Raw genomic sequence first — 14,377 nt, 5'->3', positions numbered from 1 at the left:
GGGTGGGGCTGGAGGCGCACGGGCCCTTTGTACCGCGTCTGGGCTCACGACCTCGGCGAGCGTTCGCCCCGGTGCCCGCGCTTCCCCGGGCGGGGACGGAGGAGTTGGAGGGTTGCTCCAGATGACCCAGGGAGGGCCGGGCATAGGGTAGGGCGCAGGGGGCCAGCACGACGGGATGGGTTGCAGCGACGCGACGAGCTGCTGGATGCGGCGCTGCAGCGCGCCTCCTGACCGGTTTCAGCCGCCGCGCAGCACCGCGCGCAGCCACGCGAAGTACGCGCCCACGCTCGGGCTCACCTGGGCCTGCGTCCATCGCAGCTTGCGCACCTGGCGCGGGCCCTTCGCCTCGGCCTCGAGCGGCGAGAGCAGCTCCAGCGCCTGGTCCCGCTGCTTCTGGCGCGCGAGCTGGAGCGCCAGGTCCAGCTTCACCTCGAACAGCGACGCATCCAGCGCCAGCGTCTCGCGCAGGAGCGCGATGGCGCTGCCTTGCTCCGAGGCCCGGGAGAACTGGAGCCGTCCGCGCAGCAGCGACTTCACCGCCTCCGCGCGATGTCCCTTCTCCACGTGCAGCCGCGCCACCTCGCGCCACAGGTCCAGCTCGCGAGGGAACAGCTCCGTCGCCTGCGCGTACACCGCGAGCGCCTTGTCGGCGAAGCCCTTGTCCAGGTGCGCCTGGGCCGCCGCGCGGAAGCTCTCCAGCGCGGCCCCCGACTGCTTCGTCTTCGCCAAGAGCGGCGCGAGCTTGCCCAGCACCACCGCGTCCTTGGGCTCCAGCTCCAGCGCCTTGCGATAGCCGGAGATGGCCTTGTTCAGCCGACCCTTGGAGCGCGCGAGGTCCGCGTCGGTGACGAGCTGGGAACGGGAGGGGGGCGTCTTGCTTCCGAACAGCATCGACTCCGCATTGAAGTCGCCCCGCGAGTCAGGGGCAACCCCACGTGCCCTGGCGCGCCGCACCGTGCTCGCTCAGCGACGGATGCGTGACAGCTGGGATGGAAGATTCCCAAAAGAAGTGGGCCCGATCAGGGTGTCCTCCTGACCGGGCCCGGGGTGCTGCCATGTTGGAGTCCGCACGTTTAAGTCTTCGCCTCAGGATGAGGCCTCGTGTCCTGCGATTGAACGACCGCCGCGCGAGGGTGAGACAAGCGGCGGGCTGGAATTGAACCAGCATCTCGAGGAGAAGGGCGAAGACGGTTGATCGGACCCACGACAGCGAATGTTGAGTCTGGAGTGAGAGTCTGAAACTGGGGTGCTTCGCGGGCCCGGTCTATGTCGCTCGCCTCTACCATTTGGGCTACCCCGCCACAGGGTTGGCGGGGGCAGGGTTCGAACCTGCACTGGAAGACGACCCGGGAACGCTCGGCGTCAACTTGCTGCTGAGCTTGAGTTTGTACTCCGTGGGACTGCGTGCGCGAGCCTAGCTGAAGAGGTAGCCGAGGAGAACATCCCCGGCCTTCATCTCCTCCGCCGCGACGGCGTTGGCCTCCTCGCGCGCGAACTTGACCGCTTGCTGGAGCTTCTCCACGCGCTCCAACAGCTCATGGACCCGGACGGCCGGCAGGGCGCCCGAGTACTTCACCGTCTTCCAGTAACCGACGACGATGTCCTCGTAATAGACCTCCACCTGGGCGGGGTGCTTCTCGGTGGCCTCGGCCTTCACGTGGTTGCGGGGGACCTTCTTCGTCTTCGCCGTCTGCACGGGCTCGGTGGCCCACAGGCCCTGCGCCGGGTCTGGGATCCAGGACTCCGACGGGTCCAGCGTGGGCAGCTTCTTCACGAAGGTGTGCAGGTCCACCAGCTGCTTCTCGAGGAAGAGCAGGTACGTCGCGGGCACGCCCTTGAGCAGGACGCGGCCGTCCACGCTCACGTCGGCCTTGGCGCGACAGTTGGTGAGGTCCTTGGTGGCGGTGACGTCGAAGAGGCGGGTGAGGATCTCCTTCGTCTTCTTCAGCACGTCGTCGGTGCGCACCTGCACGCGCGTGGACTCGGGGGGGAAGCGCTCACCCTCTTCGTCCCGGGGCTGATAGGTGCGGGAGATGCCGTTGAGCAGCTGCGGCTTCTGCAGGTCGTGGTGCGCCTGGGTCAGCTCCTGCTGGGAGCGGTTCTTGACGCCCTTCTCGACGGCGATGATCTGATTGAGCTTGGTCACGATGTCATTCTCTTGAATTTGAGTTGCGGCGCTCGACGCTTCGTCCCGTGCGGACCTGACGGCGGTGACGGCTTCTCAGTTCGGCCGGCCGTAGCCGAGGAGCGCGTCGTCCTCGAACTCCGCCACCCAGCCCACGGGCAGCGCGAGCGCGGACAGCAGGGCGGGGCGGCGATGGAGCAGGGCATAGAGGGGGAGGGACTCGGGCTCCTGCCCGGTGGCGGCGCCCGGGGGGATGATGAGCCAGCCGGAGTCGGTGGCCTCGGGGGCGCGGATGCGCGCGACGGCGAGCCGCGAGCTGGACTCCCAGCCGGGCAGGGCATCGACCCTGTCGCCATAGCGGGGGAAGAGGGGATCGCAGCCCACCGCCTGGGTGGTCTCGAGCATGCGGCCCTGGACCCGCAGCGTCACGGTGATGTCGTCTCGCCAGTCCGTCATCGGGTTGCCGGCGAAGTCGGGCTCGGTCACCACGAGCGAGGTGCCCCGTGGGTCGAGTCGCAGGCTGGACCAGCCGAAGCGCAGCGTGCGGCCCGGGAGCAGCCCACCGGGCGGCAGGCGGGTGAGCACACCGAGCACCCACTCGGCCTGCTCCTCCGCGTCGTCCTCGCAGTGGAGCACGACGTGGACGCCGTGGAGGTGTCGTTCCAATCGAAGGGGTGCCATGTGCTCACGCTCCTTGTGGCTAGCGCCCGTGGAAGACGGGAGGACGGCGGGCCGCGGCGGCCGCGAGTCCCTCGCCCAGGTCCGCGCTGCCGTAGCTCTCCGCCTGGAGTCGGGCCTCTTCCTCCAACGCACGGCGCAGGGCCTCGCGGTCCAGGCCGAGCCGTTGCTTGAGCCCTCGGGTCGCGAGCGGCGCGTTGGACGCGATGGTGCGGGCGAGCGTGGAGGCGCGGGTCCGCGTCTGGTCCGCGGCAGTGGCCTCGAGGGCGAGGCCGAGCCGGGCGGCCTCGCGGCCATCGAAGCGGCGGCCGGTGAGCAGCAGCTCGGCGGCGCGCTGGGGGCCGGCGCGCAGTGGGACGAGGAAGGTGGCGCCCATGCCGGGGTGCAGGCCGAGCTGGACGAAGTTGAGCGCGAGCTTCGCGTCCTCGGAGGCGATGACGAGGTCGCACGCGAGGGCCACGCAGAGGCCCGCGCCGATGGCGGCGCCCTCGACGGCGGCGAGGGTCGGCACGGGCAGGTCGAGGAGGCACAGGTAGCGCGAGTAGAACTCGAGCATGAAGAGGCGGGCCTCCTCGAAGGGGACCTGGCGCAGCCGGTCCAGCATCTGGAGGTCTCCGCCGGCGGAGAACGTTCCGCCCGCGCCGGTGAGGAGCACGGCGCGCACGTCGCTGCGTCCACGCAGCTCCTCGACGCGCTCGCGCAGCGCGATTCCCAATTCGGGGGTCATCGCGTTGCGGCGGGCCGCATCGTTCATCGTGAGGGTGGCGACGCCGTCGTCCACCTCCAGCAGTACGCTCATCGCCTGGACGGTCATGGGCGGACTGTAGCCGCCTGATTGTCCCCGTCCACCTCGTGCGTGCGACGTCGAGGATTCTCCCGCGTGCCGATGGGACTTCGGCGTGTGTCAGTCGGTGGCCTGGGTGATGGCGCGTCCCACGGTGAACGTGGTGCGCGTGCCGCCCGTGGCCCAGTCATACTTGGCCGGGGGCGTCCGTGTTCCAGCCGTGCCCACCGATTGCCGATGTCTGGCTTTGGAGCGGCCGGGCGACGGATGTCTGTCTTGACGCGGGAGTTGCCCCATGGCCACCGTCCCCGCCATCGGAACCCAGACGGCCTGCATCCATCGCTTCAGCAGGCCACCGTCGCCGAGGGCAACGAGGACCACAACGGGGGCTTCTTCACCCTCGACGCCACCGAGCCCTCCGTGGCCGCGCCTGAAGGCCCGCCGCGCCAGCTGGAGCCCGCGCCCGCGCTGCCCTTCGACGGGGTCCAGGCGCTCACCCAGCCCACGCGGGGGGCCGCGGAGTACCTGGCGTCGTTCCGCCCGGCGCCCACGCCACGCTAGCGGGCCACCACCTCCCCATCCTGGGGAGGTGGGCCCGCCCGCTCAGTAGAGGGTGAGGGTGACCTCCTCGCCCGGCTGGACGGCGATCTCCTGCTCGCTCTCGAAGCGGCGCTCGCTGCCGATGTTCTTGCCGCCGAACGTGCCGATGATCTCCACGCCGAAGCGCACGCGGTCCGTGACGCCCACCATGTCCGGGGGCAGCACGAAGCTGCGGCTGGACATCCCCGGCACCGTGCCCAGCCGCACCCTGCGCGCCCCGTTGAGGGCGTAGAGGTTCACGTCCACCGTCTTGCGGCTCTCCACCTGCACCGTCGTCTTGGGCCGGGGAGGCTGGTCGGCGTCCGCCGCCTGCGTCGTCGCGCAAGCGCAGGCGAGGGCGCCGATGAGCAGCAACACGACCGACAGCGTGGGACGGGTGGGCATATGGGCTCGCAGCGTGAGAGGAACCTCGTTCAGCGGTGCGGAGCGGCGTGCGTGCCGCTCTCCGTCCGGAGCGACTGGGTGGCCAGGCCCGACATGCTCTCCGCCAGCGACTGCACGGAGCGCGTGGCCTCCTGGGTCTCCTGCACCGTCTTCAGCGTGCGCTGCATCTGGCCGGACAGCTCCTGGATGGCCAGAGCCATCTGCTGGGTGCCCGCGTCCTGCGCGCTCACCGCGGCGGTGATCTGCCGCATGCTGGCGCTGGAGTCGCCAATCAGCACCGCCAGCTCCTGGAACTGCGCGCTGGAGGTGCGCACCGCGTCCAGGCTCTGCCGCACGCGCTCGTCACCCTTCTCGCTGAACTGGGCCGCCTCGCGCATGCTCGCGCTCACGCCGTTGAGCACCTCGCGGATGCGGTGCGTGGCGCGGATGGACTGGTCGGCGAGGCCGCGCATCTCGCGCGCCACCACGCCGAAGCCCCGGCCACTCTCCCCGCTGCGCGCCGCCTCGATGGCCGCGTTGATGGCCAGCATGTTGGACTGGTCCGCCAGGTCCTTCACCGAGTCGACGATGCCGGACACCTCGCGCGTGCGCTCGTCGAGCGCCAGGATGCGCCGCGCCATCTCCGACACCTCGTTGCGGATGGCGGCCAGGTCTCCCAGCGTGCGCTCCAGCGCGGCGCTGCCCTCGCGGCCCACCTGCTCGGCGCCCTCCGCGGACGCCGCCAGCGAGCTGGCCTTCTCCGCCGTCATCTGCGACGAGCGGCGGATCTCCTTCACCGTCTGCTCCGCCTCCTGCAGCGCCGCGGCCTGACGGCTGACGCCCTCGGTCTGCTGATCGCTCGTGGAGCGCAGCTGCTGCACCACCGTGGCCAGCTCCCCGGCGCCCGTGCCCATGCGCTCGGCGAGGTTTCGGACCTCCGCCTGACGCTCCTCCAGCTGACGGGTGTGCGCCTCCAGCGAGCGCACCACCTCGATGGAGCGCCGCGCGACGATGCCCAACAGCGACAGCGTCAGCGCCAGATAGCCCCAGTGCGACACATTGCCGAACGACACGCTCAGCACGCCGATGACCGGCAGCACCGTGAGCGCCAGGAACAACACCAGGCCCGCCAGGCCTCCCATGAAGATGCGCGCGTCGGGGTTGCCACGCCACGCCTCCGTCGCCGCCACGATGAAGCACACCAGCAGGATGGTGAAGGAGAAGGGCAGGAAGGGCACCAGGATGCGCTGCGCCGTCCCCAGGTCGATGAAGACGGTGAACGCCGCCACCACGCACAGCGCGGTGTAGCCCATGGCGCCCAGCCGGAACCACCGCCGCTGGTTGTCCAGGATGGCGTCCGACACGAACTCGATGAGGCCGGACACCAGCAGGAAGATGCCCAGCACCGTGAACCGCGTGGCGGTGATGGGCGCGTCCCACAGCGCGTTGGGCATGCCGCTCAGGCCCAGCAGCACGAAGCCGCCGCTGGCGGAGAAGACCGCCAGGCCCGCGAGCATCCGCCGCCGCCAGTGCATCAGGAACGCACCGCCCGAGCCCAGCGCCACCGACAACAGCAGCATGCCCATGACGAACGGCGCCTGGCCGTCACGCGTCACCAACGCGAGCAGCTGGTGGCGCGAGCCCACCTGCGCGCCCTGCGCCACGCCGATGTTCGGGTTGCTCGACTGCACGCGCAGCAGCAGGTGTCCCCCCAGCGCCGAGCGAGGCACCGGCACCAGGTGCCAGGCCATGTTGTCGGACAGCTCCGCGCCGGACGTGTTCAGCTTGCCGCTGACGTAGATGCGCTGACCGTTGGCGTACGCCTCCACGGCGTTGGTCACCTCACCCAGCATCACCGCGGGCTCGGCCCACGGGCCTTCCGGCAACGGGATGCTCAGCCACAGGAACGTGTTCGTCCCGCGTCCCGGGGGCGGCTTGTTCGCTTCCACCGGGCGCCAGTCCGCGGCGACGTTGGCCGTCTGGGCCCACAACGGAATGCCATCCGTTCCGGGAGGAGAGTCTCCCCAGTGATAGCGCCAGCCTTCCTTCAACTGGACGGGAGCGCCTGCCTCCGCGGCCTTCGCCGTCGGTGAGTGCAGGAGCGCCACGAGCAACGCGCAGCCCATCAGGGCCAGCAGCGCGGCTCGGCGCGATGGGTTGTGAAGCCTCACGGAACCAGCGTGTGAGGCAAGGCTGTCGAAAGATGTCGGGGTAGGGCGGTGGGCAGCCATGAGGGCCCCAATGCTCGACCGCGCGATGCATGCCTGTAAATAGGTCTGCATCCCCTGACATGTAGGAAAGATTTGGGAGGGCTTTTCGGGAGGGGCTTTTGCGACCCGGGTTCAAGTGCCACAGGGCATCCGGTGCGGGAAAATGACGCAAGATACCGTGAGCCGGGAACATTCGGCCGAGGCGTCGTTGGTGAGTGCGAACCGCCCTCCGAAAGGAACGCACCTCATGCAGCTGCCCCGACTCCGTTGGTGGCGCCTGGTCTTCCTCGCGGGTTGCGCGGGGCCCGAAGTTTCCGAGCCCACCCAAGTCAGCGGGTGAGCGGCTCCGGAGCCTGGCGGGGCCGCTGGAGGGGGCGGCCCGCCGGGTTCCGGGGGGCGGCGGACGCCGCGCGCTAGAAGGCGCGGAAGATGCCGCGCACGCCGAGCGTGAAGAGCGCGTGGAAGCCGTCGTCCACGGCGCTGACGGCGCTGGTCTGCGCGGGCAGGCCCGCCACCGTCACCGTCTGCTCGCCGGTGCGCACGGTGTAGCTGCCCACGGACGCGGTGAGCATGGGCCCCAGCGCCAGGTAGTTGGAGACGCGCACGTCGCCGCCCACGCTGATGCGCGCGTAGGTGGGGCCCCGGTCCTCCACCCGCGTGTCGATGCGCGCCGGCGCGAAGCCACCCGTGGGCAGCGGCACCTGCGTGTCACCCTTCACGTGGCTCTTGAGGAACTCCAGGCCCACCGACAGGCCCACCCACGGGTCGAAGCCCGACGCCGGGTTGATGTGGTAGCGGACCTCCGGTCCGACGCGCCATTGGTAGTTGTTGCAGTCGAAGTCCTCCGGGCAGGAGATGTCGTTCGTCTTGGTGAAGACCTTCTCCCACGAACCCCAGACCCCCACGTAGAAGCGCGGGTTGAGCCGATAGCCCACCTCCGCCAGCAGCGGCAGCGAGGCGTTCGCCGCGTCGGTGATCTTCAGGTCCTCGCGCGAGCCGGTGCGCGACGTGCCGTCCTTGTACACGTGGCCCGCGCCCAGGCCCAGGTTGACGCCTATCGCCACCTGCGGCCCGGACATCCCGTGCGCCGCGCGAACGTCCATCTCCACCGCGCCCGACTCGCGCTCCTGTGCCCATGCCGTCCCGGACACTCCCAGGCTGGCGATGACTGCCAGCGTCCAGCGGTGCTTCTTGGCCATGCGTGCTGCCCTCCAACGTGACTCGTGGGGTTTCACGGAGGTGGCTCCTCGGGGTGCACCGCGTGAACCGGACCGGAGGGCCAAGCGTCCGGAGTCGACACATGGCGCGACGGGGTGTCCGCCGTGCAGCACCCGCCTGCCCGAAAGGGGGCGGGGAGGGGAGCGCCGCGCCCCTCGCGTCCGACGTCTGCGCGCCCTCGCTCGCCCGCCCCGTCCGTCGTCCGGCCTGGGGCGGGGCATCCTCAACATGTCCTCGGACCCCGAGCGTGGCACGCGAGAACCTGGGGCGGCGCGTCGTCGTCATCAGCGTCCCCTGGTGCCTGTGCTCGGAACTGGATGCCCGGAGCCAGGTCCCCGCAGGAGCCCGGCGCGCCGAGTGCTCCCCACTGAGCGCTCCGGGGCTGCAATTGTTTCCGCTCACCCGCGTCAAAACTTTCCGATTCCGCCGGGACACGCGCCGCGCCTCCCCGCACGTCGACTGCCCCCGGGGATGAGACAGCCTTTCGTCACACGTCATCCCCGTGCTCTCGGTGCTCCATCATTCGGGAATGTCCAAGGTCCTCCGCCCGCTGATGAATAGACATCCATGACCTGAGGACGGGGTTAAGTTGAAAATCAAGAATGTCTTTTCAACAAGGAATTTCCGGGCACCTTCCGTGCAGGGCGAGCGGCACCCCTTGTCACGAGTCCCCCAAGGGGCGTGGAGGCATCCGAATGAATCGCAGATGGTTCGCAGTCCTGTTGGGTGGTGCGTTATGGGCCCCGGCAGTCGCGGCACACGACTTCCGAGCGGAGAAGCTCGTGAATGGCCAGAAGCAGGTGTCGATCCTCACCTATCCCGCGACGCTGAACTTCACGTTCAGCGCCACGAACATCCACCCCACGCTGGAGTCCATCCTGCTCACGGCGGTGGATCCACTCCTGACGCAGTGTACGTTCACTCCGGCGCCACCGTTGACGGTCCCGGTGGGTGGAAACGTCACCTACCAGTGCTCGTACACGCTGCAGAACTACGAGGCCTGTCTGGCGCTGGGGGCGCTCGACACGAACCCGTCGACCCCCAACGAGGAGGTGACCTTCACCAACGTGTTCGGCATCAGCTGGGACAGCGGCTCGGCGCAGGACGGGGTCAACGTCTTGTGCGGACAAGAGCGCATCCTGGCCTGTGACGACACCGTCTACATCTCCACGGCCTCGTCTTCGTCGGGAGGGCTGCCCGTGGGGCCCTCGCGGCTCTATGTGTTCGACCCCGCGACGGCCACGCTGGCGCTCCAGGGCGAGACGTCGCTGCCCTACAACGGGCTCGCCTTCAACCATGTCGATGGCTTCCTGTACGCCGTTTCCTCCGACGGCCTCACGCAGCCCTCGCTCATCCGCGTGGACGCGAACGGCTCGGCGAACGTCGTCGCGCCGTTGGTGTCGGGTGCCGCGAACTCGGCGGGCTGGGCGGCGGGCGCCATCCTCGAGGACGGCACCTACCTGGGCTTCGAAATCACCACCAACCACCTGGTCCGGATCAACACCAACACGGGCGCGACGCTGTCCGACGTCGTCGTGGGGACGCCCGCGACGTTCCGGGTGGCGGACTTCGCCGTGAGCCCCATCAACGGGCTGCTGTATGGCTTCAATTCGGCCACGCAGCGGGTGACGGTCGTCAACCCGGAGCTGGGCACGTTCACCGACTTCCTGCTGCCCGCGCTCATCAACGGCCTGCCCTCGGTGGGCAACGCCATGGTGGCGGCCGTCTTCACCCAGGTGGGGGAGCTGTTCTTCTATGGGTCGACCAACCTGAACAACAACCTGGCCAATACATTCTACTCGGTGAACCTGGTCACCGGGGCGCTGACGACCGTCTCCACCGGTCCGGCGACGCAGTTCGCCGATGGCGCGACGTGTGCCTTCAACGTGGAAGGTGGTGGAGGGCAGCCCCCGAGAGCCCACGTGACGCGGGACCACGGCTTCTTCGGCTCCTCCGAGGACGCGCTGGCGGAGTGTCTGTCGAAGGGCCCCATCTCCCTGGGGCAGTTGGGCAAGGTGACCACGATGGAGGGCGCGCTGGGCGTGCTGTGGGCCAACCCGGCCATCGCGCAGAGCGGGGCCATCCGCTCGGAACTGGAGTCGCTCAAGGCCCGCTTCGCGCGTGAGCTGCTCACGGCCACGTGCAACGAGCGCTACTTCGGCACGCCCGCGCCGCAGCTCGCCGGGTTGGAGGCGTGGGTGGCGCCGCACCCGATGGTGCTCCAGAAGGTGCTGGGGCAGTTGGAGAAGCACAACCGCTCCGGCGCGCGCCTGGCGGTCCCGTTGGGCAAGAAGGCCTGGAAGCTGGAGCCGCTGAAGGGGCAGGAGCGGGCCGTGGAGCCGCAGTACTGAGAGGGGGGATGACATGTCGACGAATCCGAATTGGAAGATCCTGTCCGGAGTGTTCCTGGCGCTGTCCTTGACCGCGTGTGACGGCGGCGAGACGGTGCCCATCGATGTCCCCCAGGGAGACCGCTTCGAGCTGCGGCTGCTGGGGCAGGACGCCGAGGACTACGAGAAGCTGATGCTGGGCGTGGGGCGCGTGGAGGTGATGGTGCAGGGCCGGCTGGTGCCGTTCCAGCTGTCGCACGCGGCGCGGGCCATGGACCTGGCGCGGACGGACCACGCCTATCTGCTGGGGTACTTCTACCTCCCGGCGGAGGCAGACGCGGCGGACGTCCGGGTTCACTTCGATGACGTGGGCGCGTTCCAGACGTCGGGCGGGTCGGGCCTCATCAACGCGCGCTCAGGCTCGCTCCTGTTCACGACCCGGCGCGTGGACCTGGAGAAGCGCAAGCATGTCGTCGTCCAACTGCACCTGAACGACAGCTTCTTCCAGGGCCGCGGCGCGAAGGTGCTGCTGCCCTCGACGTTCGTCGTCCACTGAGAGACGGGGAGGGGGGCTGCTCGCTGGGGACCGTGAGGCCTCCAGCGGGCAGCGGTGGTTCCGGGCTACAGCCCGAGCGCCACGCCCACCACGATTCCCACCAGCGTCGCGCCGACCACCAGGAGGTTGTCCCTCCAGGGGGAGCGTCTCCGGACCGGCTTGGGGGCGGGAGCCGGCTTCGGCTCGGCGCTGACCTGTGAGCGCACGGGCGCGGCGTCGACCTTCGCCTCCAGGGGCGCCGGCTCGAGCTGCGTCACCTCGTCATCGTCGTCGAGGCCCGTGTCCACGACGGCGGGCTCGGACGGACGCTCCACCAGCCGCAGGGTGGGGGCCTTCTCCACCTGGGCCCAGGGCCGCAGCGCGTCCGCCATCTCCCGCGCCGTCGCGAAGCGCTCCGCGGGGTCCTTGTTCAAGGCTCGGGCGATGAGCCGGGCGAAGTCCTCGGGCACGTCCGGGCGCAGCTGCGACGCCAGGGGCGGCACCTGCTCGATGATGGCGGAGAAGAGGGCCACGGTGTCGGCCACGTCGATGGGCTGCCGGCCCGTCACCATCTGGAACAAGCAGGCGCCCAGGGCATAGACGTCCCCGCGCGCGTCCACCGGCAGGCAGCGAACCTGCTCGGGAGGCATGAAGGAGGGCGTGCCCACCCACGCTCCGGCCTCGGCGCCCACCGAGCGGGCGTCATCCTCGTTGAGCAGCCGGGCCACGCCGAAGTCCAGCACCTTCACCTGGTCGCCCGTGACGATGAAGAGGTTGTCCGGCTTGATGTCCCGGTGGATGACGCCGGCCTTGTGCGCGGTGTCGAGCGCGGACAGCGTCTGGAGCGCCAGCGTCGCCGCCCTGGCCACGGGCAGCGGGCCCTGCTCCTTGAGCAGCAGCCGCAGCGTCTGGCCCCGCAGCAGCTCCATCACCATGAAGGGCGGCTCGTCCTCGTTGCACTGGAAGTCCTTCACCTGGACCAGGTGAGGGTGGCTCAGCCGCGCGGTGGCGTGCGCCTCCCGCTTGAAGCGCGCCAGCACCGCGTCATCGTCCATCAGGTGCTGCTGGAGCACCTTGATGGCCACCACGTCCTCCGCGTCCACCGGCGCCGCCTCGTAGACGATGCCCATGGCCCCCACGCCGATTCGCTGACGCAGCTGATACCTCTGACCCAGCAAAGTTCCAACGCGAGCTGACGAGCGACTCATGAATCAACCGGTATACCCAAGTGGCGCACATGGCGAGGGGGTATCCGCCTGATGACGTATGTTTCAGTCGTTGATACCTCGAAAGCCTTGATGAGTCGGACTGGGTGTGCAAGGCGCCGCCGTGACTGTCTCGGGACGTGAGGCGTCCCTTCTCGGGCCCCGAGAGCAAAGCCGTCCGCGAGTACCGCGACACTGGACTCAGAACAGGAAGCCGATGCGGACCAGGTCCAGGTCCAGGTCGAGGATGGCCCGGTCTCCGCGCGCCACCACGTCGTGGCTGTTGCGGATGAAGGCGTACTGCGCGCCGATGTCGACGGTGTCGCGGCGCTGGTTGAAGCTGTAGCCCACGCCCAGGCCGACGAGGGGCTCGAAGAAGAAGGCCTGGCCGCGTGTCACCGCCCGGTAGCCCACGTCCAGGCCGAGCGTCACCTGGAAGCCCTGCTCGTCCTCGTACTGCAGCGAGTAGTTCCTGCCGTTGGGCCGGTAGCGCAGCGACTCCCGGCTCCAGGTGCCCGACAGCCGCGGCTGGAGGAAGAAGCCCTGGCCTCGGGGCCGAGGCGAGGGCTTCCAGACCGCGCCCAGCGTCACCTTCAATTGCCGCAGCTTGGAGCAGCGCGACGGCTCGAAGTCACACCGGTTGGCCGTCATCATGGGCGTCACTTCGAGCACGCCCGTGGTGCTCTCCGAGAAGCGCCGACCGAAGCCGACGGGGATGGCCAGGTGGAGCCGCTCCGTCATGGGCCCCGCCAGCAGCAGCGACAGGTGCGTCACCGGGGACAGCCAGAGCGCGTTCTTCGGGGCGGAGTCGTGCTCCACCTGCGCGTGCGCCGCGGGCGCGAGGAGGAGCAGCACGGCGAGGGCAATGCGTTTCAGGGGGTCGCTCCTGTTGCTGGGTGGCGTTTGTCTCCAAGCAACACCCATGCCTCGCGTCATCCCCGTCGGCACCGCCGGTGTGCCCGGGCGATGGGGACTCGATTCGCGACAGGATTGTCAGGACCACCTTCCGCGCCCAGGGGCGGCCATGTCGTGCTCCCCGGCGCCAAAGACAAACGGGGCTGGACGGTGAGCACCGTCCAACCCCGTGGCTCCGCGACGCGTGAAGCGGGCGCCTAGAAGTCCTTGATGCGGTCCGCCAGGTTGGCGTTGTCGACGAAGGCGTTGGTGTTGCCCTGGATGTTGGCCACGCGGCGGTTGCGCTCGATCTCCGCGGCGTCCACGGCGTCCAGCTTGTTCCACGCCTTGAGGGCCGCCTCCTCGTCGTTGGGGATGGGCTTGTTGTACGTGGAGGCGAAGTAGAACATCGCGCGCGCCACGTTGCCCTTGTGGGAGTCGGGCGGCTCGAAGACGGTGTTGCCCTTGCTGTCGGTGCCCAGCTTGGCGCCGTTGTGGCTCCACTTGACGTTGACGACCTCGCCGAACGGGAAGCTGCTGCGGCGGGAGTTGGCCTTGCTGTCGGTGGGGAACAGGTGGTGCAGGTCGCTCTTGGCCGCGCCCGTGGCGCCCTTGGACTGGGGCCAGGTGTGCTCCACGTTCATCACCGCGTTGTTCGGAATCTTGCCGCCCTTGGTCTCCAGGCCCGTGTAGACGCACTCCACGTTGCCCGCGGCGTTCACGTCCAGGCTGGTGAAGATGAGGCGGCGCGCCTCGTTGTAGCTGACGACCTTCTTGTCGGAGGACGACTCGCGCACGGCGCGCAGGAGCGCGTCGTCACGCAGCCCGTCGAACGGGTCATCCGACGGCTCGGGCTCCGGCTCGGGCGCCTTCGTCTCCGGGACGATGTTCAGGCCCCACTGCTTCAGCGTGCCCGTGTCGCCCCTGGCCTGGTCCTGCACCTCCAGCGTCCAGGTGCCCTTCGTGGACTCGCCGGCGAAGGCGGTCAGGTCGAAGCTGCCCTTGAGGTCGTCGGCGGAGCCACCCTGGCGGCTGGACACCACCGCGCTCTTGCCGGAGGGGGCTGTCAGCTTCACCGTCAGGTCGCCGCGGTACGTGTGGGCGATGTCCAGGTCCAGCTTGAGCGACTCCACCTTGGCGTCGTCCGCGACGTCCAGCGTGCTGGTGACGGTGGCGTTGTCCTGGATGGCCGCGTTGGGGCTGGTGCTGTGCACCAGCGGGGCGGCCTGGGCGCCGGCGGCGGCCTTCAGGCCCTCGGTGGCCGCGTTCGACACGGTGGGCTTCACCGGCACGAAGACGGCGCCGAGCTTCGTCAGCAGGGAGGGCGACAGGCCCGCGAGTCCGGAGCGCGAGGGCTCGAACTCGTTGCGAGCCACCGAGGCCGTCCGGGGGGCGGACGTCTCACGGGTGGTCTCAGTTTCAGTCGGGCGGGCGG

The 14,377-nt window shown here is 69.5% G+C and carries 13 protein-coding genes; 3 read left to right on the top strand and 10 right to left on the bottom strand.

Features of this window, described 5'->3' with window-relative positions; translation table 11 throughout:
• Positions 1–237: 237 nt before the first annotated feature.
• The 4 genes from FL311_RS32305 to FL311_RS32290 all read right to left on the bottom strand — a co-directional run bounded on the left by FL311_RS32305 (position 238) and on the right by FL311_RS32290 (position 3,602).
• On the bottom strand, positions 238–891 hold the full coding sequence (locus tag FL311_RS32305; RefSeq protein WP_194869449.1) for a hypothetical protein: 654 nt from the start codon (positions 889–891) through the stop codon (positions 238–240).
• A 523-nt stretch (positions 892–1,414) separates the two neighbouring features.
• Positions 1,415–2,146 carry a hypothetical protein gene (locus FL311_RS32300; RefSeq protein WP_141331284.1) on the bottom strand — a complete coding sequence of 244 codons (732 nt, stop codon included), beginning with the start codon at positions 2,144–2,146 and terminating at the stop codon, positions 1,415–1,417.
• Positions 2,147–2,221: 75 nt separating this feature from the next.
• The gene (locus tag FL311_RS32295) at positions 2,222–2,806 is read right to left on the bottom strand and encodes a hypothetical protein (RefSeq protein ID WP_141331282.1); all 585 of its coding nucleotides are present in this window, start codon (positions 2,804–2,806) and stop codon (positions 2,222–2,224) included.
• A gap of 19 nt (positions 2,807–2,825) precedes the next feature.
• On the bottom strand, positions 2,826–3,602 hold the full coding sequence (locus FL311_RS32290; protein ID WP_228557224.1) for an enoyl-CoA hydratase/isomerase family protein: 777 nt from the start codon (positions 3,600–3,602) through the stop codon (positions 2,826–2,828).
• A gap of 252 nt (positions 3,603–3,854) precedes the next feature.
• Between FL311_RS32290 and FL311_RS32285 the strand changes: the two genes are divergently transcribed.
• Complete coding sequence (locus tag FL311_RS32285; protein WP_141331278.1) at positions 3,855–4,148, top strand: hypothetical protein; 294 nt, start codon at positions 3,855–3,857, stop codon at positions 4,146–4,148.
• A gap of 42 nt (positions 4,149–4,190) precedes the next feature.
• Here the strand turns inward: FL311_RS32285 and FL311_RS32280 are convergent, their stop codons facing one another.
• The 3 genes from FL311_RS32280 to FL311_RS32270 form a co-directional block, all read right to left on the bottom strand.
• Entirely contained in the window at positions 4,191–4,571 is a 381-nt protein-coding gene (locus FL311_RS32280; RefSeq protein ID WP_141331276.1) for a hypothetical protein, read from the bottom strand.
• Positions 4,572–4,600: 29 nt separating this feature from the next.
• Positions 4,601–6,676 carry a methyl-accepting chemotaxis protein gene (locus FL311_RS32275; RefSeq protein WP_228557225.1) on the bottom strand — a complete coding sequence of 692 codons (2,076 nt, stop codon included), beginning with the start codon at positions 6,674–6,676 and terminating at the stop codon, positions 4,601–4,603.
• A gap of 497 nt (positions 6,677–7,173) precedes the next feature.
• A complete protein-coding gene (locus FL311_RS32270) occupies positions 7,174–7,959 on the bottom strand; it encodes a hypothetical protein (protein ID WP_141331273.1) in 786 nt (261 codons plus the stop codon).
• A gap of 801 nt (positions 7,960–8,760) precedes the next feature.
• Between FL311_RS32270 and FL311_RS32265 the strand changes: the two genes are divergently transcribed.
• The gene (locus FL311_RS32265; protein ID WP_228557223.1) at positions 8,761–10,329 is read left to right on the top strand and encodes a hypothetical protein; all 1,569 of its coding nucleotides are present in this window, start codon (positions 8,761–8,763) and stop codon (positions 10,327–10,329) included.
• Between the two features lie 13 nt (positions 10,330–10,342).
• A complete protein-coding gene (locus tag FL311_RS32260) occupies positions 10,343–10,864 on the top strand; it encodes a hypothetical protein (RefSeq protein ID WP_141331269.1) in 522 nt (173 codons plus the stop codon).
• Positions 10,865–10,929: 65 nt separating this feature from the next.
• Here the strand turns inward: FL311_RS32260 and FL311_RS32255 are convergent, their stop codons facing one another.
• From FL311_RS32255 to FL311_RS32245, 3 genes are all read right to left on the bottom strand, one after another.
• A complete protein-coding gene (locus FL311_RS32255; RefSeq protein ID WP_228557222.1) occupies positions 10,930–12,021 on the bottom strand; it encodes a serine/threonine-protein kinase in 1,092 nt (363 codons plus the stop codon).
• A gap of 228 nt (positions 12,022–12,249) precedes the next feature.
• Positions 12,250–12,903 carry a hypothetical protein gene (locus FL311_RS32250; protein ID WP_141331265.1) on the bottom strand — a complete coding sequence of 218 codons (654 nt, stop codon included), beginning with the start codon at positions 12,901–12,903 and terminating at the stop codon, positions 12,250–12,252.
• Positions 12,904–13,160: 257 nt separating this feature from the next.
• Positions 13,161–14,377, bottom strand: a 1,217-nt coding sequence (locus tag FL311_RS32245) for an endonuclease (protein ID WP_228557221.1), incomplete at its 5' end; no start/stop codon positions are given.

Source organism: Myxococcus sp. AB025B, from assembly GCF_006518215.1.
Classification (GTDB): domain Bacteria; phylum Myxococcota; class Myxococcia; order Myxococcales; family Myxococcaceae; genus Myxococcus; species Myxococcus fulvus.
The sequence above is the reverse complement of the archived record's forward strand: the minus strand, read 5'-3'. Positions and strand labels throughout refer to the sequence as shown.